Here is a 19359-nt window from a genome sequence, read left to right as displayed (position 1 = left end):
AAAAGGGCAGCCCTGAAGCTGCCCTTTTGTGATTGCAGGCAGGTGAGTGCCCGGACTCAGCCGAAGATGCCTGGCAGGTCCAGCCCCTTCTCCTTGGCGCAGTCGATGGCGATGTCATAACCGGCATCGGCGTGGCGCATGACGCCGGTGCCGGGGTCGTTCCACAGCACGCGGGCGATGCGCTTGTCGGCCTCGATGCTGCCGTCACAGACGATGACCACGCCCGAATGCTGCGAGTAACCCATGCCGACGCCGCCGCCGTGGTGCAGGCTGACCCAGGTGGCGCCACTGGCGACGTTGAGCATGGCGTTGAGCAGCGGCCAGTCGGAGACGGCGTCGGAGCCGTCCTTCATCGCTTCGGTCTCGCGATTAGGCGAGGCGACGCTGCCGCTGTCCAGGTGGTCGCGGCCGATCACCACCGGCGCGCTGAGCTCGCCGTTGCGGACCATCTCGTTGAAGGCCAGGCCGAGCTTGTGGCGCAGGCCCAGGCCGACCCAGCAGATGCGCGCCGGCAGACCCTGGAAGGCGATGCGCTCGCGCGCCATGTCCAGCCAGCGATGCAGATGCGGGTCATCGGCGATGATCTGCTTCACCTTGGCGTCGGTCTTGTAGATGTCTTCCGGGTCGCCGGACAGCGCCACCCAGCGGAACGGGCCGACGCCGCGGCAGAACAGCGGGCGCACGTAGGCCGGCACGAAACCGGGGAAGTCGAAGGCATTCTTCAGGCCTTCGTCGAAGGCCATCTGGCGGATGTTGTTGCCGTAATCCACGGTCGGGATGCCGGCGGCGTGGAAAGCCAGCATCGCCTCCACATGCACGCGCATCGCGGCCTTGGCGGCGTCGCGGACCTTCTCCGGGTTGGCCTGCTGTTCGGTGAGCCACTGCTCGACCGTCCAGCCGATCGGCAGGTAGCCGTGCACCGGGTCATGCGCGCTGGTCTGGTCGGTGACCGCATCCGGGCGCACGCCACGACGGACCAGCTCGGGCAGGATCTCGGCGGCGTTGCCGAGCAGGGCGATCGACTTGGCCTCACCGCTGGCGGTGTATTTGGCGATGCGCGCCAGCGCGTCGTCGATGTCGCTGGCCTGTTCGTCCACGTAGCGGGTGCGCAGGCGGAAATCGATGCTGCTCTGGCGGCATTCAATGGTCAGGCTGCTGGCGCCGGCCAGCGAGGCGGCCAGCGGCTGCGCGCCGCCCATGCCGCCCAGCCCGGCGGTGAGGATCCACTTGCCGCTGAGGCTGCCGCCGTAGTGCTGGCGGCCCATCTCCACGAAGGTTTCGTAGGTGCCCTGGACGATGCCCTGGCTGCCAATGTAGATCCAGCTGCCGGCGGTCATCTGCCCGTACATCATCAAGCCCTTCTTATCGAGCTCGTTGAAGTGCTCCCAGTTGGCCCAGTGCGGCACCAGGTTGGAGTTGGCAATGAGCACGCGCGGGGCGTCCGGGTGGGTGGGGAACACGCCAACCGGCTTGCCCGACTGCACCAGCAGGGTCTGGTTGTCGTCCAGCCGCTTGAGGGTTTCCAGGATCTTGTCGTAGCTCTCCCAGTCGCGCGCGGCGCGGCCGATGCCGCCGTAGACCACCAGCGAGGTGGGATCTTCGGCCACTTCGGCGTCGAGGTTGTTCTGCAGCATGCGGAACGGCGCTTCGGTCTGCCAGGACTTGCAGTTGAGCGTGTTGCCGCGCGGCGCGCGCGGGCTGCGGGAAGGGTCGTGGCGGGTCATCAGTCTGTTCCTGGTGAAAAGTCCGCACAGGGATGTGCGGGTTTTTGCGAAGGATTCGCACGTGTGGAAAAGTCGAGGCAGGCGCGCAGCACCTGTTGCAGGGTGTCGCGCACCGCGGTGGCGCGGGCAGGGGCGTAGGGCGTGGGCCAGCTGTGCACCTCCACATCGCCCGACGCCGGCTCGTACATGTAGCCGCGGCAGGCCAGCTCCATCTGCAACGTATGCACGCCGGCGGGCACGTTGCTGTAGTGGCGGGTGATCCAGCCGCCCTTGAAGCGGCCGTTGCGCACGTGGCCCAGACCGCTCAGCGCGCACAGGTTCTCGACCACATCGGCCAGCGCGTTGTCGCAGGCCGTGTCCGGCTCGCCGGTGGGGCCGGCGGTGCCTAGGTTGAACTGCGGCAGCTGGCCGTCGAACAGGTGCGGGATGTTCGAGCGGATCGAGTGCGCGTCATACATCACCACGGTGCCGTGGTCGGCGTGCAGGCGGGCGATCTCGGCGGCCAGCGCGGCGTGGTAGGGCGCGAAGTACGTGTCGCGGCGGCGGGCGATCTCAGCTTCGTCCGGCTCGCAGCCCTCGCGGTACAGCGGCTGGTTGTCGAAGGTGGTCAGCGGGCACAGGCCGGTGGTGTTTTGGCCCGGGTACAGGCTGACGCCGGACGGATCACGGTTCATATCGATCACCGAGCGCGAGATGGCGGTGCGCACGGTGGTGGCGCCCAGCTCACGCGCGAAGGCGTACAGCTGGTGCACCCACCAGTCGGCGTCACGCCGCGCCAGCCACGGCGAGACGAACCGCCCGGCCAGTTCGGCGGGCAGTTCGGTGCCGGTGTGGGGGAAGCTGACGATCAGCGGCGCGGTGCCGCGATGGATCTGCAGCCACTCCGGCGTGGCGCTCATGACACTGCTTCCACATGCGGCAGCACCGCGTCCAGACCGTGGGCGAGGGCGCCGCTGCGGACCAGTTCAGTGGCGGTGACCATGTCCGGGTGGAAATAGCGGTCATCCTGCAGCGTCGGTACCTGGGTGCGCAGCGTGGCGCGCACGCTTTCCAGCGCCGGGCTGGAGGTCAGCGGGGCGTGGAAGTCGCAGCCCTGCGCGGCGGCCAGCAGCTCGATGCCGACCACGTTGGCGGCGTTTTCGGCCATCGCCAGCAGGCGGCGGGCGCCGTGCGCGGCCATCGAGACGTGGTCTTCCTGATTGGCCGAGGTGGGAATGGAATCCACGCTGGCCGGGTAGGCGCGCTGCTTGTTCTCCGAGACCAGCGCCGCGGCGGTGACCTGCGGAATCATGAAGCCCGAGTTCAGGCCCGGCTTGGGAGTGAGGAAGGCCGGCAGACCGGACAGCGCCGGTTCCACCAGCATCGCGGTGCGGCGCTCGCTGATCGAACCGATCTCGCAGATCGCCATGGCCAGCATGTCAGCGGCGAAGGCGACCGGCTCGGCGTGGAAGTTGCCGCCGCTCAGTGCCTCGCCGGTATCGGTGAACACCAGCGGGTTGTCGGACACGCCATTGGCTTCGATCTCCAGCGTGGTGGCGGCCTGGCGCATGACGTCGAATGCCGCGCCCATCACCTGCGGCTGGCAGCGCAGGCAGTACGGGTCCTGCACGCGCACGTCGTTGTCGCGGTGCGATTCGCGGATGGCCGAGCCGGCCATCAGCTGGCGCAGGGTGGCGGCGGTGGCGATCTGCCCGCGCTGGCCACGGATGCTGTGGATGCGCGGATCGAACGGGGTGTCCGAGCCCTTGGCTGCTTCCACCGACAGTGCGCCGGTGACCAGCGCGGCCTGGAACACCGTTTCGATCTCGAACAGGCCGGCCAGCGCGTAGGCGGTGGAGTACTGGGTGCCGTTGAGCAGGGCCAGCCCTTCCTTGGCGCCGAGGGTCAGCGCGCTGTGGCCGATGCGGGCCAATGCATCGACGGCTGGCATCCGTACGCCATCGACGAAGGCTTCGCCCACACCGATCATCACCGTGGCCAGATGCGAGAGCGGGGCCAGGTCACCGGAAGCGCCGACCGAACCCTGGCACGGAATGACCGGAATGAAGTCGTGCTGCAGGAAGGCTTCCAGCAGGGCCAGCGTTTTCGGATGGATGCCCGAGGCACCCTGGGCGAGGCTGGTGAGCTTGAGCGCCATCATCAGCCGCACGACGTTGGCCGGCATCGGCTCGCCGACACCGGCGGCGTGGGACAGCACGATATTGCGCTGCAGGGTTTCCAGATCCTCGCGCTCGATGCGCACGCTGGCCAGTTTGCCGAAGCCGGTGTTGATGCCGTAGACCGGCGCGCCCTTGGCGACGATGGCCTCGACCACCTGCGCGCTGCGCAGCACGGCGGCGCTGGCCGATTCGTCCAGGCGCACGTGGGCGCCCTGGTAGATCTGGCGCCACTGGGCCAGCGGAACGTGGCCGGGACGAAGCACGAGCGGGGAAGTCATAGGGTTACTCCAGTGGATTGCAAGACGGGGACAGGGCGGTTGCAGGAGCGACGTGAGTCGCGAGTGGTTTTCTTGGGGGAGGACTTCTGGTCGCGACTTATGTCGCTCATACAGGTGTCGTTCTTACGGGGATGTCGGCTGGCCGCGGAACACGCGCGTGTGCAGCGGATTGAAGCCCATGCGGTAGACCAGATCGGCCGGCGCCTCGATGTCCCAGATCGCCAGGTCGCAATCGAAGCCGGCGGCCAACTGGCCGAGCCGGTCGTGGCGACCGAGCGCGCGTGCCGCCTCGCGGGTGAAGCCGGCGATGCACTCGGTCACGGTCATGCGGAACAGTGTGGCGGCCATGTTCATGGTCAGCAGCGGGCTGGTCAGCGGCGAGGTGCCGGGGTTGCAGTCGGTGGCCAGCGCCATCGGCACGCCGGCCTCGCGCAGCTGTGGAATCGGCGGCACGGTGGTGTCGCGGGTGAAATAGAACGCGCCGGGCAGCAGCACAGCGACGGTGCCGGCCGCGCGCATCGCGCCAATGCCGGCGTCATCGAGATGTTCGATGTGGTCGGCCGAGAGCGCACCAAAGCCGGCGGCCAGTTCGGCGCCGTGCTGGTTGGACAGCTGCTCGGCGTGGATCTTCACCGCCAGCCCATGCTGGCGCGCGGCCTGAAACACCTGCTGGGTCTGCGCTGGGGTGAAGCCGATGTTCTCGCAGAACACATCGACCGCTTCGGCCAGTCCTTCGGCGGCGATGGCCGGGATCATCACCGCGCAGACCTCGTTGATATAGGCCTGCGCCTCGTGGCCGGGCGGCACCGCATGGGCGCCGAGGAAGGTGGGCACCACCTCGACCTGGCGCAGCTGGCCCAGCTGGCGGGCCACGCGAAGCTGGCGGGACTCGTCGGCCAGGGTCAGGCCGTAGCCGGACTTGATCTCGATGGTGGTGACGCCTTCGGCCAGCATCGCGTCCAGCCGCGGCAGCGTGGCGTCGATCAGCGCGGCCTCGTTGGCGGCGCGGGTGGCGCGCACGGTGGAGACAATGCCGCCGCCGGCACGGGCGATATCGGCATAGCTCACGCCCTGCAGGCGCTGCTCGAACTCGCCGGCGCGGTTGCCGGCGTAGACCAGATGGGTGTGGCAGTCGATCAGGCCGGGGCTGATCCAGCGTCCGTCGCAGTCGATGCGCTCGGCGGCGTCGAAGTCCGGCGCGGTGGCGACCGGACCGGTATGGACGATGCGGCCATCAAGCGCAGCGAGCACGCCATCACGGATAATGCCCAGCCCGCCGGTGGCGTCGTCCAGGGTCATCAGGTGGGCGTTGTGCCAGAGCGTGTCGCAGCGCATGTGCAGCTTCCGGTTGTATTTGTATATACAATAATTGCGGTAACCGGAGAGTGTCCAGTGATTGCCAGCGCCGCCCCCCAGACAACCTGCTTCCATGCCGCACAGGCGCTGCTGCCCGAAGGCTGGGCGCGCGATGTGCGCATCGAGTGCGTGCAGGGGCGGATCACCTCGGTCGTCACTGGAGCCTCGCGGCAGCACGGCGATCACACCCTGTGGGCGGTAGTGCCGGGGCTGGGCAACCTGCACAGCCATGCGTTCCAGCGGGCGATGGCTGGCCTGACCGAAGTGGGCGGAGCCCGCGGCGACAGCTTCTGGAGCTGGCGCGAGCTGATGTACCACTTCCTGGACCGGCTGGACCCGGACACGTTCCAGGCCATCGCCGAGCAGGCCTATATGGAAATGCTCGAAGCCGGTTTCACCCGCGTCGGCGAGTTCCACTATCTGCATCACGCGCAGGACGGTAGTCGTTACACCAACCCGGCCGAGATGGCCGTGCGCGTGGCCGCCGCGGCCGCCAGCACCGGGCTGGGGCTGACCCTGCTGCCGGTGTTCTACGCCCATGCCGACTTCGGCGGGATAGCGCCGGCACCGGCGCAGCGGCGCTTCCTGCACGACATCGACGGTTTCGCCCGCCTGCTGGAAGGCAGTACGCAGGCGCTGGCCGATCTGCCCGACGCTTTGCTCGGACTGGCGCCGCACAGCCTGCGCGCGACCACCGAAGCGGAGTTGCAGGCGCTGGCCGGCATGACCAGTGGCCCGATCCATATCCATATCGCCGAGCAGGTGCGCGAAGTCGAGGCCTGCCTGGCCTGGAGCGGGCAGCGCCCGGTGCAATGGCTGTACGGCCATGCCGCGGTGGATCAGCGCTGGTGTCTGGTCCACGCCACCCACGTCACGCCTGAGGAAGTGCGGCTGATGGCCGACAGCGGCGCGGTGGTCGGCCTGTGCCCGATCACCGAGGCCAATCTGGGCGACGGGCTGTTCCCGATGCGCGAGCACATCGCCGCCGGTGGCCGCTTCGGCGTGGGTTCCGATTCCAATGTGCTGATCGACGCGGCCGAAGAGCTGCGCCTGCTCGAATACGGCCAGCGGCTGACCCTGCGCGGGCGCAACGTGCTCTCGCCGGGCACGCTGTCCAGCGGCCGCTGGCTCTACCAGCAGGCGGCCGAGGGCGCCGCGCAGGCGCTGGGTGTACCGTCAGGGCTGTCCGTCGGCGCGCCGGCGGACCTGGTCGAACTTGATCCCGCGCATCCCTCACTGCTTGGTCGCCACGGCGACAGCCTGCTTGACAGCTGGTTGTTTGCTGCACGTAATGGAGCGGTTCGCGCGGTCTGGCGCAATGGCCGCGAACTGGTCCGGGAGGGCCGGCATATACACCGTGACGCCGTGAGCGCACGCTACCGCGCCGCATTGGGCCGGGTGCTGGCATGAGTTCCGCATCCCCGCCAGCCTCGTTCTTTCCAGGGAATCCCGAGTGACGGGCAAGAAAAAAGCCACCCTCAATCACCGCATCCGCAGTGATATCGAAAGCCGCATCCTCAGTGGCGAGTGGGAGCCGGGCTTCCGCATTCCGTTCGAACACGAGCTGATGGAGCAGTACAAATGCTCGCGGATGACGGTGAACAAGGTACTGACCACGCTGGCAGAGAGCGGCATGATCGAGCGCCGACGCCGCGCCGGATCCTTTGTCGCACGGCAACCGCCCCACCTGGAACAGGTGGCGCTGGAAATCCCGGATATCCACCTGGCGGTGACCGACCGCGGGCACGAATATGGATTCCAGCTGCTGGAGCAACAGCTGCGGCCGGCCGATGCCGCCGCGGCGAAGGAAGTGGAGCTGGTCGGCGAGGGCATGCTGCTGGCGATGCACTGCCTGCATCTGGCCGACGGCAAGCCGCTCGCGCTGGAACGGCGGCTGATCAATCCGGAGGCGGTGCCGGAGACACTCACCGTGGATTTCTCCACCCACGCACCGGGCAGCTGGCTGCTGCAGAACGTGTCATGGACGCGCGGTGAGCATCGCATCAGCGCGGTGGCGGCCACCGCGGCGGAGGCCAGGCTGCTGCAGGTGCCGGCCGGTACCGCCTGCCTGGTGATCGATCGCCAGACCTGGCGCGGCGAGCAGCAGATCACCTGGGTGCGACAGATGTTCCTCGGCGATGCCTACGACCTGATCGCCCGTTTCGCGCCGGGCGGGAAAGGCTAGGAAAGAAGGCAGCGGAACTGTAAACGGGTGAGAACAGCAGCCCCCGGCCTTTGCGTGGCGGGTTTCACTGGCTCCCGTTGTTATCGTTCCCGGGCTCTCGCCCTTGCCCGTTTCTCTGCCCCGTTCCTGTCCTTCAGATGGTGCTGCACTGGCGCCAGCGTACCGGCTCGTCGCTGCCCGGGCGCGGGTTGAGCTGGATGCGCACGGTACGCAGCGCCGGGTAGCGCTCCACTTCGCGGCAGATCAGGGGCCACACGGTCGCATCATCGGCGGTGCGTTCGATTGACAGCGTGAGCCGGGTCACCCAGATGCCACTGATCACCCCGGGAGTACGTGCCAGCGCCTTGGAGACGTTCTGCTGGTAGCGCAGCAGGGTTTCCGGGTCCGGGTCCTGCTGCAGATCCTCGGCAGCCATGCCGGCGGTCGGGTCGGCAACGTTTCCGGAATCAGGAAGCGCGGGCACGGCGGCGACAGGCGGGGCAGGCGTATGGGAGGGGGGCTGGGTGGCGGCGCTCGAGGCAGCCCCTGCATTCGTGTCCTGGAGCGTGCCGTAGGTCATGCCCGCGAGCAGCCCCAGCGTCAGTGCGGCAAGTGCGGCGATACCGGTATGGCGGACGGCTTCACGGTGGGCGATACCGGTGACGGTGTCGCGGGTCTGCGCGGGTACATAGGCGCAGAGCAACTGCCACAGGTTGCGCTCATCCAGCACTTCGATCGACTGTTGGGTGGCCGCAGCCAGACCGTCGCGCTCGACGCGGCCCTCGGTGATCAATATTCCATTGTCCGCCTCGGTCAGGCGCATGGCCGAGGCCAGCTCGTTGATGTCCTGCGCACCGAAACGGTAGGCGCGTCCATGCTTGCACGACACCAGCCACAGCGCATTGTCGCCGGCCATCAGGAAGTCGCTGCTGGTGCCGTGGTCGTCGGTGACTTCGGCCGCCGTATCACGCAGGTTGCGCTGATCGGCCAATGCCAGCCGCACAATGCGGGAAAATTCGCGCCAGCGCATGCCGGCCAGTGCCGCCAGGCCATGGGCGATCTCGGTCCGCTTCCGTCGCACCAGCCACAGATAGGCAACTGCGAGGAACCACAACGCCAGCGCAAGCGCCAAGGCGAGAATCCAGGGAAGCATCAACACACCCGCATGACAAACCAGACAGGACGCAAGTGTATAGGTGCCAGCGTCTGTGAAGTGTGCTGGCGGACAAGGGTCAGGGGGATGTCGTGGCGACCGGCCAGTAGTGGCTGTCAGGCACCGCGCGTGCGCCGAAAATGGCCTGGCCCACGCGCACCACGGTGGCGCCCTCTTCGATGGCGATCTCGAAATCGCCGGACATGCCCATGGACAGCTCCTCCAGCCCGATACCGTCCGGTACGGTCTGGCGCAGGCGGTCACGCAGCTCGCGCAGGCGCACGAAACAGGCGCGGACCTGATCCGCTTCGGCCGAAAACATCGCCAGCGTCATCAGGCCGCGGACACGTAATGCACCGAATTGCGGCAGGGCGTGCATGAAATCGGCCACCTGCTCGGGTGGCAACCCGTATTTGCTATCTTCGGCGGAGGTGTTGACCTGGACGAAGACATCCAGCGAGCGGCCTTCATGCTGCAGGCGTCGATCCAGCGTTTCCGCCAGACGCAAGCTGTCCAAGGCTTGGAATTCGTGGGCGAAGCGGGCCACCAGCTTGGCCTTGTTGGTCTGCAGATGGCCGATCACCGACCACCGCAGGTCCGCCAGATCCTGCATCGCCTCCCACTTGTGGTGGGCTTCCTGCACTTTGTTCTCGCCCAGGAAGCGGCAGCCGGCGGCATAGGCCAGGCGGATGCGGGCTTCATCAATGGTCTTGCTGACCGGCAGCAGTCGTACGCTGCCCACGTCGCGGCCGGCACGCTGGCAGGCCGCCGCGATGCGCGCCTGCACCACGTCGAGGTTGTGACGGAAATCCCCCTCGGTTTCAGCACGCGGATAGCGGCCATGCTGTTCGTGGCGGGTGGCGGTGGGAATGGAGGAAGTGCCGGGCGTATTCACGGTGGTCTCGCGGGCAAGGCGCCGGACAGGGCCGGTCGCATCGGGGCCTGCCATTATCGCGCTTGCTCGCCGGGAAGCGACCTCAGCCGGAGCGAGGGCAAGCTCCAGGCACAAAAAACCCGCCATCCGTGGCCGTATGGGGAGGGAGACAAACGGCACGGTACTGCTGGCGGGTAGGAAGATTATGCATCAGCTTATGTTGCTTTGCAACATCAGTGGGGTCCGGTGGTTGTCTGCGGCTTGGTGTCCTGTCGCTCGGTTTGTGCCAGCCGTTGCTCGAGAGCCTCCAGGCGGGCGTTCAGCGCCTCGATATCGCTGCGGCCGGGAATATCCATGCGCCGCAGGATGCGCTGCATGCGTTCCTCGAAGGATTTTTCGACCCGGTCCCAGGCACCGCTGGCCCGCTCACGGGCCTGGCCGAGTGTGCTTTCAACATTGTCCTGAACGCCGCTGTCAGGCGCGGAGGCGTGCCGCGAGCGTTCTTCGGCGGACTTGCCTTCCTTGACCAGCGAATCGAACAGCCGGCTGCCTTCGCTCTGGGCCAGGGAGAATGCGCCCAGCCCCGCCAGCCAGACCTGCTGGGCGGATTCGCTGACGCGTCGGCCCAGACGCTCGGCCTGTTCCGGGGTCGCGGTGGTGTCATCTTCGGGGCGGGATTGATCGGCGTTCATGCATGTGCTCCTGGGTGGAAGGGAACCTGCCCATCACCCTAGCGGCGCACTTGCGTGGATGGCGTGATGGCGCCGGGTTCAGCCCAGCTTTTCGGCCAGCACGCGCTGGATTTCCGATTCCACCATGCCCTTCATCGCTGACAGCAGGAAGCCCAGCTCGGCCTTGACCCGCACCGCACCGGGCAGCAGTTCGATACCACCTTCCACGCCGGAACGGGCGAAGCGCAGCGTCTGGTTTTCCCAGCGGGTGGATACCTCGAAGCGTTCCTCCAGTTTCTTTGCCACCTCGGCGATCGCGTTGCGCGCAGCGTCATCGGACAGGGAGTGGGCATGGCGGATATCGATGGTGGACATGGGCTGGCTCCAGGGAGACTGGTGGAAAGGAAGGAGCGGCATTGTGGAGACACTGGCGACGCACTCCAAGTCCTGCGGCCATCTTCTGCAATATCAAACGAACTGATAATCTGCGACGGTGCGCACACTGCAAGTCCATTTCAGTAACCGGCAACAGCCCGATCAGCCCTTGAAATGGGGCGTTCAACGCATTGTCCGGCATGCATCCGGCCAGGTAGGGCTGGGCGATGACCGTGTTGGCCCGCTGTTGCTGGCACAATTCTGTGTGGATGAGCGCGGCGTGTGGCTGCAGGTGGCAAACGGTATCCGTGGAATCCACGTCAATGGCCGTCCGGTACGCCGCATGGCGCTGCTGCGTGCCGGCGATGCGGTCTATGCCGAAGGTGCCGAACTGCTGCTGCAGGGCAGCAGTGAGCAGGTCGCGCATCCACCGCCGCCCCAAGAAACGGCCGATGAGGACATGCGCTTGCTGCTGCGCGGTGTCGGTGGCCGCTACCACGGACGCTGCTTCACCCTGGATCGTGCACGCACGATTGGCGCCGATCCGCACAGCGACATCGTGATCGACGAGCCGGCCTTTGCCGGGCAGCACGCGCAGGTTGAACGCCATGGCGAACGGGTGCTGCTGCGCGACCTCGGTTCAGCCGACGGCACCCGGGTCAACGGCATGACGGTGCGCCACTGTTGGCTGCAGGCCGGCGACCAGTTGGTGTTCGAGGGCGGCCACCGGTTCGTGCTGGAGATTCCGCTGGACCCGCGGGGTATGCCGGAAGCGCTGCCCGGTGGGGAAGGGGCCGATGATCCCGAGTCGGAGGAAAGTGTCACGCACATCCCCGCGCGTGGTTCCCGGCGCTGGCCGTGGCTGCTGCTCACGGCGGTATTGCTGGGCGCCGGCATCAGCGCGCTGCTGCTGTTCGGCGTGCGCTGAGCACCCCCGGAAGGGTCGTTCAAGCCGTTGCCGCGGCAGCTTCCGGGAGGCATGCCAATGCATGCATATGCAACCTTTTCCGGGGCCCCCAAGCCTGTTGCGCTGCGGCATACTACGGCTTCAGCCCAACAGGTGTGATATGACGCGCGCATTCAATTTCAGTGCCGGCCCAGCCACATTGCCGGAATCGGTCCTGCGCCAGGCGCAGGAGGAAATGTTGGAATGGAATGGCGTGGGCGCGTCCATCGTCGAGATCAGCCATCGCAGCGCCGACTTTGTCGCGGTCGCTGCCAAGGCCGAAGCCGATCTGCGCACGCTGATCGGTATTCCCGATACCCATGCGGTGCTGTTCCTCGGCGGCGGTGCCACCACCCAGCAGGCGCTGCTTCCATTGAACCTGGCCGCTCCCGGGCAGCGGGCGGATTACCTCGTCACCGGCCACTGGGGCAAGACCGCGATCAAGCAGGCGCGCCCGTATGTGGACGTGAACGTCGTCGCCAGCGGCGAGAGTGGCGGCTTCCGTGATATTCCCGAGCGGGCGCAGTGGCAACTGTCCACGGATGCGGCCTATGTGCACATCACCGCCAACGAAACCATCCATGGTGTCGAGTTCCGTGACGCGCCGGATGTAGGCGGGGTGCCGCTTATCGCCGATTTCAGCTCATCGATCGCCTCCGAGCCGATCGATGTCTCCCGCTATGGCGTGATCTACGCAGGTGCGCAGAAGAACCTCGGCCCGGTCGGCATCACCGTGGTGATCATCCGTCGCGACCTGCTTGAGCGGGCCGGCCAGCCGCGAGCGGACATCTTCGATTACCGCTCGCACGCCGCGCGCGATTCGATGCTCAACACGCCGCCGACCTGGAACTGGTATCTGCTCGGTCTCACCGTGCAGTGGATGCTGGCGCAAGGCGGGGTGGAGGAGTTCGCCCGGCGCAATGCGCAGAAATCCGCACTGGTGTATGCGGCCATTGACGGCTCCGGCGGCTTCTATCGCAACGAGGTGGCCAGCGCGGTGCGCTCGCGGATGAACATCCCGTTTGTGCTGCCCAGTGCCGAGCTGGATGCCCGTTTCGTTGCCGAGGCCAAGGCCGCCGGACTGCTGGCACTGAAGGGCCACAAGGCGGTCGGCGGTATCCGTGCGTCGCTGTACAACGCCATGCCGCTGGAAGGGGCGCAGGCGCTGGTGGCGTTCATGGGTGATTTCCAGCAGCGCAACGGCTGACACATTCCCGCCGGGCGCATCGCGCCGGCCTGTAACAGGTAGACGACTCCATGGCTTCGAAGCCAAGCAAACCCGCCAAGAAAACCTCCTCTAAAGTCGCCGCCAGAAAATCCACCGCGGCGAAAGTTGAAAACAAGAAGCCCGCCGTGGATGTGCTGCCGCTGGCCAAGCCGGTGCTGTCGGATGTGCGCGCCAAGATCGACCAGATCGACCGCAGCATCCAGGCGCTGATCGCCGAGCGCGCGCGGTTCGCCCACCAGGTCGGCAAGGCCAAGGGCAAGCTGGCGGCCGCGGTGGATTACTACCGGCCCGAGCGCGAGGCGCAGGTGCTGCGCATGGTGGTGGACCGCAACGAAGGCCCGCTCAGCGATGAGGTGCTGGTGCATGTGTACCGCGAGATCATGTCGGCCTGCTTGGCGCAGCAGGAGCCGCTGAAGATCGGTTACCTCGGCCCGGAAGGCACCTTCAGCCAGCAGGCCGTGCTCAAGCACTTCGGCCGTTCGGCGATGGGCCTGCCGATGGCCAGCATCGAGGAAGTATTCCAGGAAGTGGAAGCCGGCAACGCCGATTTCGGCGTGGTGCCGGTGGAAAATTCGGGGCAGGGCACCATCCAGATCACGCTGGACATGTTCCTCACCTCCAGTCTCAAGATCTGCGGCGAAGTGGAGCTGCGCGTGCAGCAGTACCTGATGTCGCGCAGCGGCCGCATCGATGACATCGAGCGCATCTACGCGCATCCGCAGTCGTTCATGCAGACCTCGGCGTGGCTGCGCGCGAACCTGCCCAAGGCCGAGAAGATCCCGGTATCGAGCAATGCCGAAGGCGCGCGCCGCGCCCGCAATGCCGATGACGCCGCCGCGATCGGCGGTGAGAGCGCAGGGCATGTCTACGGCCTGAAGAAAGTGGTGACCAAGCCGATCCAGAACGACGCCGACAACACCACGCGTTTTCTGGTGATCGGCCGCCAGTTCTTCCCGGCGTCCGGGCATGACCGTACCTCGGTGCTGGTGTTCATCCATGACAAGCCCGGCGCACTGTTCGATGTGCTCAGCCCGTTCGCCCGCCATGGCATCAGCATGAACCGCATCGAGTCGCGGCCCTCGCACCAGGCCAAGTGGGAATACGGCTTCTTCATCGATCTGGCCGGCCATATCGAAGATGCATCCATGCAGGCGGCGCTGGCCGAGCTGAAGTCGCACTCGGCTGAAATCAAGGTGCTTGGCTCCTATCCGGTTGCCGTCCCCTGAGCCTGCCGCAAGCGGCAGGTTCATCGCCTCTTCCCCGGCCTGCGGGGGAGGGCGTCCAAGGGCGGGATGATGGTGCCGCAGCCATGTGCCGGCACGCCGATCCGCCTCCCTCCATGCTCCCGGCCGCGCGCCGGGAGAGAAGAACGTAGAGAGACCGCATGACTTCCCAGCCCTACTGGATTGCACGTAAAGGTTCGGCCCTGCAGGGCACGCTCGCCATTCCCGGCGACAAGTCGATCTCGCACCGGGCGGTGATGTTTGCCGCGCTGGCCGATGGCGTTTCGCACATCGAAGGCTTCCTGGAAGGTGAAGACACCCGTGCCACCGCGTCGATCTTCGCGCAGATGGGGGTGCGCTTCGAGACACCCTCGGCCTCGCAGCGCATCGTGCACGGTGTCGGCGTGGATGGCCTGCAGGCACCGCAGGGCACGCTGGATTGCGGCAACGCCGGCACCGGCATGCGCCTGCTCGCCGGCCTGCTGGCGGCGCAACCGTTCGATACGGTACTGGTGGGCGATGAATCGTTGTCCAAGCGGCCGATGCGCCGCGTTACCGGGCCGCTGGCGCAGATGGGCGCACGCATCGATACCCGGGGCGATGGCACGCCACCGCTGCATATCCACGGCGGCCAGCCGCTGCAGGGCATCCATTACGAGCTGCCGGTGGCCAGCGCCCAGGTGAAGTCGGCGGTGCTGCTGGCCGGGCTGTACGCGCAGGGCGAAACGACGGTGGTCGAACCACATCCCACGCGCGATTACACCGAGAGCATGTTGCGCGCCTACGGTGCCGAGATCGAGTTCGAACCGGGCCGGGCGCGGTTGCGTGGCGGCCAGCGGCTGCGCGCCACCGATATCGCGGTGCCGGCGGATTTCTCGTCGGCGGCGTTCTTCATCGTCGCCGCCAGCGTCATTCCCGGCTCCCATGTGCGGTTGCGCTCGGTGGGGCTGAACCCGCGCCGCACCGGCCTGCTCACCGCGCTGCGGCTGATGGGGGCGGACATCAGCGAGGAAAACCACGCCGAGCACGGCGGCGAGCCGGTGGCCGACCTGGTGGTGCGCTATGCGCCGCTGCACGGTGCGGAAATTCCCGAAGCGGTGGTGCCGGACATGATCGACGAGTTCCCTGCGCTGTTCGTGGCTGCGGCCGCGGCCTCCGGGCAGACCGTGGTGCGTGGCGCCGCCGAACTGCGGGTCAAGGAATCGGACCGGCTGGCGGCCATGGCCACCGGCCTGCGCTCGCTGGGTCTGCGCGTGGATGAAACCGACGATGGCGCCACCATCCACGGCGGTCCGCTCGGCAGCGGCACCATCGAAAGCCATGGCGACCACCGCATTTCCATGGCCTTCGCCATTGCCGGCCAGCTCAGCACCGGCGAGGTGCGGATCAACGACGTGGCCAACGTGGCGACCTCGTTCCCGGGATTCGACACGCTGGCCACCGGTGCCGGCTTCGGACTCGAGGTGCTGCGCTGACAGCGCCGCGGATCAATTGACGATGGCCTGCCGGGCGTGCGTTTGCCGCCCGGTGTTGCCGGCAGCCGCAGCGTCCGCCTATTCGGCCGGTTTGAAGTCGAACGGGATATCCAGCGTCGCCTGCATCGGCTGGCCGTTGCTGTGCGCCGGCTGGAAGCGCCAGCCGCGTACCGCATCCAGGGCTGCGCGGTCCAGGTCGCGGGCACCGCTGCGCTGGATCACCCGCGCATCCAGCGGCTCTCCGCTGACGCCCACCACCACCTGCACCACCACCGTGCCACTGTCGCCGCGGCGCAAGGCACTGGCGGGATAGGTGGGCGGCGGGCTTTGCCCCGGCAATGGGACCGGACGGTCATCCAGAACCACGGCGGCCGGTGTCGGCGCGGCTGGTGCGGAGGGTGGCGCTGGCGCTGTTTCGGCAACAGGTTGCGGTGGTGGCGTGGTTTCCACCAGTTGCGGCCGTTCCTCTTCCGTGTCCGGGCGGGCTTCTGGCATGTCGCTGGCCCCGGTTCCGGCGGCGCGTGGCTCTGGAAGCGGAGTGACGTCGCCTGCGCGCGCTTGCGGTTGCGCCGGATCGCTTGCAGGGGCCTCATTGTTGCGGCGGATGTTCAGCCACACGATGCAGAACAGCAGCAGGCCGGCACAGAACGCGATGCCGATGATTTTCAGACGGCTGTGCGCCAGCGGCGTGAGGTCGTGATCGCGGTATGGGGAACGCTTTGCAGACATGGGCTTGATCGGGTTGGACGGGCTGATTCTTGCACAGCAGACGTGAGTCACGCGGCAGAGATCGGCGGTTCGGGCGATAATTGCCGCATCCATCCGTACACAGTGCCGCCTCCATGCTTGATCCCGCCCTTCTTCGCCAGCAGCCCACCGAACTTGCCGAACGCCTGCGCACCACGCGTGGCTACGATCTGGACGTGGCGGCGTTCGAAGCCCTCGAGGCTGACCGCAAGCGCATCCAGGTGCGTACCCAGGAGCTGCAGAGCCTGCGCAACAGCCGCTCCAAGGCGATCGGCCACGCCAAGGCCAAGGGCGAGGATGTGTCGGCGATCATGGCCGAAGTGGCCGCGTTTGCCGATGAACTGAAGGCTTCGGAAATCCAGCTGGACGAATTGCGCGAGAAGATCGAGGCCCTGTCGCTGGGCATCCCCAACCTTCCCGCAGAGGGTGTGCCCGCCGGCAAGGACGAAACCGGCAACGTCGAAGAATTGCGCTGGGGCACGCCGCGTGAGTTCGACTTTCCGGTGCTGGACCACGTCGAGCTCGGCGCACGCAAGCACGGACTGGATGCGGAAACTGCCGCCAAGCTTTCCGGCGCGCGCTTCACCGTGTTGCGGGGGCAGATCGCCCGCCTGCACCGTGCGCTGGGCCAGTTCATGCTGGACCTGCACACCGGGGAGCATGGCTACGAAGAAACCAACGTGCCGGTGCTGGTCAATGCCGATTCGCTGCGTGGCACCGGCCAGTTGCCCAAGTTTGAAGAGGATCTGTTCAAGACCACGCTGGGCGAATCCTCACGCTACCTGATCCCGACTTCCGAAGTGCCGCTCACCAACATCGTGCGCGACGAGATCCTCGACGCCGAGCGCCTGCCGCTGCGCATGACCGCCCATTCGATGTGCTTCCGTTCCGAGGCGGGCAGCGGCGGCCGCGACGTGCGCGGCATGATCCGCCAGCACCAGTTCGAGAAGGTCGAACTGGTCAGCATCTGCAAGCCGGAGGACAGCGAGGCCGAACACCAGCGCATGACCCGCTGCGCCGAAACCGTGCTGCAGAAGCTGGGGCTGCCCTATCGCAAGATGCTGCTGTGCACCGGTGATATGGGCTTTTCGGCGGTCAAGACCTACGACCTGGAAGTCTGGCTGCCGTCGCAGCAGACCTACCGTGAAATCTCATCGTGCTCGAACTGTGGCGATTTCCAGGCGCGGCGCATGCAGGCGCGCTGGCGCAACGATGCCGGCAAACCGGAACTGGCCCATACGCTCAATGGGTCCGGCGTGGCGGTGGGTCGGGCGATGATCGCGGTGATGGAGAACTACCAGAATGCCGACGGCTCGATCACCGTTCCGCAGGTGCTGCGCCCGTACATGGGCGGAGTGGAGCAGATCGGCTGAGACGGCATGCTCCCGACGCACTGATGAAAGGCCCGCAGCGATGCGGGCCTTTTTCGTCACGGTTTGGAAATTCCCAGGGAGCGCCACTTTCCGCCATTGCCGTGAAGTGGCCGACTCGACAGCAGACGGTTCAACAGTGGCGAAGAACGGACAGCCTGCGCTCGACGGCCGCAGGTGCATCGTGGAGGAGGTGGGCAGTGGGTACGGATGGACCAGATAGTGGCAGATCAACAGTCGTGGCCCGTTGTCATGCTTCCTGGGAATTCAATACAGGACTGTTTATAGTCTGATTTGTAAATTCAGGATGGAAGTGGTTGAATTCGCATGTTCGTTCCATTTTCGGGATCAATCCATGCAGGACCTCAACGACCTCTACTACTTCGCGATGGTGGTGGACCACGGCGGCTTCGCGGCCGCCGAGCGGGCACTGGGGATTCCCAAGTCGCGCCTGAGCCGGCGTATCAGCCAGCTGGAGACCGAGCTGGGTGTGCGCCTGCTGCAGCGTTCCACGCGCCGCTTCGCGGTCACCGACGTCGGCATGAGCGTACACCGGCATACCCAGACCATGCTGGCCGAGGCGCAGGCCGCGCGTGAGGTGGTGGATCGCCTCAGTGCCGAGCCGCGTGGGCTGGTACGTGCCAGCGTGCCGGTGTCGCTGGCGCAGATGCAACTGCCACGCCTGCTGCCGAAATTCCTGGCGCAGTACCCCAAAGTGCGGCTGCAGCTGAATATCAGCAATCGTCGGGTGGACATCATCAATGAAGGCTACGATGTCGCACTGCGTGTGCGCTCGCGCCTGGATGATGACGGCAGCCTGGTGATGCGCAGTTTCGGCCAGGTGCAGGAGCTGCTGGTGGCCAGCCCCGCCTATCTGGACAAGGCCGGCCGGCCAGCCTCGCCGGAGGAGTTGACCAGTCACGTCACCCTGAGCATCAGCGAGGACGAAGCGCGGCAGCGCTGGGAGCTGCATGGTCCCGGTGGCGAGGTGCGTCGCGTGGACCTGCAGCCGCGCGTGGCCGGCTTCGATTTCCCGCTGCTGCAGTCGATGGTCAAGGACGGCTTCGGTATCACCATGTTGCCGGAGACCGTCTGCGCTGAGGCGGTGCGCAATGGCGAACTGGAGGTGGTACTGCCGGACTGGTCGCTGCCGCAGGGCATCTGTCATGCGGTGTTCGCTTCACGGCGCGGGTTGCTGCCGGCGGTGCGGGTGTTCATCGATTTTCTGGCCGAGCACCTGCCGCCGGAGCTGGAGGCCTCGCGGCTGCATTGCGGGGGTGCCTGCGAGCGCGCCAAGGAAAAAATACGCGCCTCGATGGCGGGTTCACTGGCGATCGAAGCGGGTTGAACAAAGCGGGGGCAGGCATGCGAGAATACGCGGCCGGATACGCCCGCCGTATCGGGTCTGGAACAACAACGGGCAGATGGCCGAGCGGTTGAAGGCACCGGTCTTGAAAACCGGCGAAGGGTCAAACTTTCCGTGGGTTCGAATCCCACTCTGCCCGCCAAAGTTGCTGGAAAAACCGCTGGCAACAGCGGTTTTTCCATTTTTTGAATCCTGTATCGCCCTGGTCTCTGCTGCGGGCCGGGCGTAGGTGGACAGGCATGAGCCGGCC

The 19359-nt window shown here is 66.6% G+C and carries 17 protein-coding genes and 1 tRNA gene; 9 read left to right on the top strand and 9 right to left on the bottom strand.

Annotated features, from left to right (window positions below):
- Positions 1-56 precede the first annotated feature (56 nt).
- From hutU to hutI, 4 genes are all read right to left on the bottom strand, one after another.
- Positions 57-1724: a urocanate hydratase gene (hutU, locus tag ACSBPQ_RS08145; RefSeq protein ID WP_442681697.1), complete on the bottom strand. Its 1668-nt coding sequence runs from the start codon at positions 1722-1724 to the stop codon at positions 57-59.
- Positions 1724-2623 (bottom strand): N-formylglutamate deformylase, encoded by a 900-nt coding sequence (hutG, locus tag ACSBPQ_RS08140; RefSeq protein WP_442681696.1) that lies wholly within the window; start codon positions 2621-2623, stop codon positions 1724-1726. Before hutG ends, hutU begins: the two co-directional genes overlap by 1 nt.
- A complete protein-coding gene (gene hutH / locus ACSBPQ_RS08135; RefSeq protein ID WP_442681695.1) occupies positions 2620-4161 on the bottom strand; it encodes a histidine ammonia-lyase in 1542 nt (513 codons plus the stop codon). The genes hutG and hutH overlap by 4 nt, the downstream gene beginning before the upstream one ends.
- Before the next feature lie 123 nt (positions 4162-4284).
- A complete protein-coding gene (gene hutI, locus ACSBPQ_RS08130; RefSeq protein ID WP_442681694.1) occupies positions 4285-5496 on the bottom strand; it encodes an imidazolonepropionase in 1212 nt (403 codons plus the stop codon).
- A gap of 60 nt (positions 5497-5556) precedes the next feature.
- Here hutI and ACSBPQ_RS08125 point away from each other — a divergent pair, with 60 nt between their 5' ends.
- Both ACSBPQ_RS08125 and hutC read left to right on the top strand, forming a co-directional pair.
- A complete protein-coding gene (locus ACSBPQ_RS08125) occupies positions 5557-6927 on the top strand; it encodes a formimidoylglutamate deiminase (RefSeq protein ID WP_442684550.1) in 1371 nt (456 codons plus the stop codon).
- Positions 6928-6970: 43 nt separating this feature from the next.
- Positions 6971-7702 (top strand): histidine utilization repressor, encoded by a 732-nt coding sequence (hutC, locus tag ACSBPQ_RS08120; protein WP_442681693.1) that lies wholly within the window; start codon positions 6971-6973, stop codon positions 7700-7702.
- Positions 7703-7835: 133 nt separating this feature from the next.
- On the opposite strand, the gene ACSBPQ_RS08115 is transcribed toward hutC, so the two are convergent.
- The 4 genes from ACSBPQ_RS08115 to ACSBPQ_RS08100 all read right to left on the bottom strand — a co-directional run bounded on the left by ACSBPQ_RS08115 (position 7836) and on the right by ACSBPQ_RS08100 (position 10754).
- Positions 7836-8834 carry a restriction endonuclease gene (locus ACSBPQ_RS08115; RefSeq protein WP_442681692.1) on the bottom strand — a complete coding sequence of 333 codons (999 nt, stop codon included), beginning with the start codon at positions 8832-8834 and terminating at the stop codon, positions 7836-7838.
- 79 nt (positions 8835-8913) lie between these two features.
- On the bottom strand, positions 8914-9624 hold the full coding sequence (locus tag ACSBPQ_RS08110; RefSeq protein WP_442684549.1) for a YggS family pyridoxal phosphate-dependent enzyme: 711 nt from the start codon (positions 9622-9624) through the stop codon (positions 8914-8916).
- A 317-nt stretch (positions 9625-9941) separates the two neighbouring features.
- Positions 9942-10400 carry a phasin family protein gene (locus ACSBPQ_RS08105; protein WP_442681691.1) on the bottom strand — a complete coding sequence of 153 codons (459 nt, stop codon included), beginning with the start codon at positions 10398-10400 and terminating at the stop codon, positions 9942-9944.
- Positions 10401-10478: 78 nt separating this feature from the next.
- Positions 10479-10754 (bottom strand): polyhydroxyalkanoic acid system family protein, encoded by a 276-nt coding sequence (locus ACSBPQ_RS08100; RefSeq protein WP_442681690.1) that lies wholly within the window; start codon positions 10752-10754, stop codon positions 10479-10481.
- Between the two features lie 118 nt (positions 10755-10872).
- Between ACSBPQ_RS08100 and ACSBPQ_RS08095 the strand changes: the two genes are divergently transcribed.
- The 4 genes from ACSBPQ_RS08095 to aroA all read left to right on the top strand — a co-directional run bounded on the left by ACSBPQ_RS08095 (position 10873) and on the right by aroA (position 15626).
- Positions 10873-11682 (top strand): FHA domain-containing protein, encoded by an 810-nt coding sequence (locus ACSBPQ_RS08095; protein ID WP_442681689.1) that lies wholly within the window; start codon positions 10873-10875, stop codon positions 11680-11682.
- Positions 11683-11821: 139 nt separating this feature from the next.
- Entirely contained in the window at positions 11822-12907 is a 1086-nt protein-coding gene (gene serC, locus ACSBPQ_RS08090) for a phosphoserine transaminase (protein WP_442681688.1), read from the top strand.
- Between the two features lie 50 nt (positions 12908-12957).
- On the top strand, positions 12958-14154 hold the full coding sequence (gene pheA, locus ACSBPQ_RS08085; RefSeq protein WP_442681687.1) for a prephenate dehydratase: 1197 nt from the start codon (positions 12958-12960) through the stop codon (positions 14152-14154).
- A 158-nt stretch (positions 14155-14312) separates the two neighbouring features.
- Positions 14313-15626, top strand: a complete 1314-nt coding sequence (aroA, locus tag ACSBPQ_RS08080) for a 3-phosphoshikimate 1-carboxyvinyltransferase (RefSeq protein ID WP_442681686.1) — start codon at positions 14313-14315, stop codon at positions 15624-15626.
- Positions 15627-15704: 78 nt separating this feature from the next.
- Here the strand turns inward: aroA and ACSBPQ_RS08075 are convergent, their stop codons facing one another.
- On the bottom strand, positions 15705-16355 hold the full coding sequence (locus ACSBPQ_RS08075) for an energy transducer TonB (RefSeq protein WP_442681685.1): 651 nt from the start codon (positions 16353-16355) through the stop codon (positions 15705-15707).
- Between the two features lie 113 nt (positions 16356-16468).
- Between ACSBPQ_RS08075 and serS the strand changes: the two genes are divergently transcribed.
- The 3 genes from serS (at position 16469) to ACSBPQ_RS08060 (ending at position 19251) form a co-directional block, all read left to right on the top strand.
- A complete protein-coding gene (gene serS, locus ACSBPQ_RS08070; RefSeq protein WP_442681684.1) occupies positions 16469-17746 on the top strand; it encodes a serine--tRNA ligase in 1278 nt (425 codons plus the stop codon).
- Between the two features lie 352 nt (positions 17747-18098).
- Complete coding sequence (locus ACSBPQ_RS08065; RefSeq protein ID WP_442681683.1) at positions 18099-19091, top strand: LysR substrate-binding domain-containing protein; 993 nt, start codon at positions 18099-18101, stop codon at positions 19089-19091.
- A 70-nt stretch (positions 19092-19161) separates the two neighbouring features.
- Positions 19162-19251: transfer RNA gene (locus tag ACSBPQ_RS08060), tRNA-Ser, on the top strand.
- Positions 19252-19359 lie beyond the last annotated feature (108 nt).

The sequence above is a fragment of the Stenotrophomonas sp. JC08 genome, from assembly GCF_052180205.1.
In the GTDB taxonomy this organism is placed as follows: Bacteria; Pseudomonadota; Gammaproteobacteria; order Xanthomonadales; family Xanthomonadaceae; genus Stenotrophomonas.
This window is presented reverse-complemented; position numbering and strand designations above follow the sequence as displayed.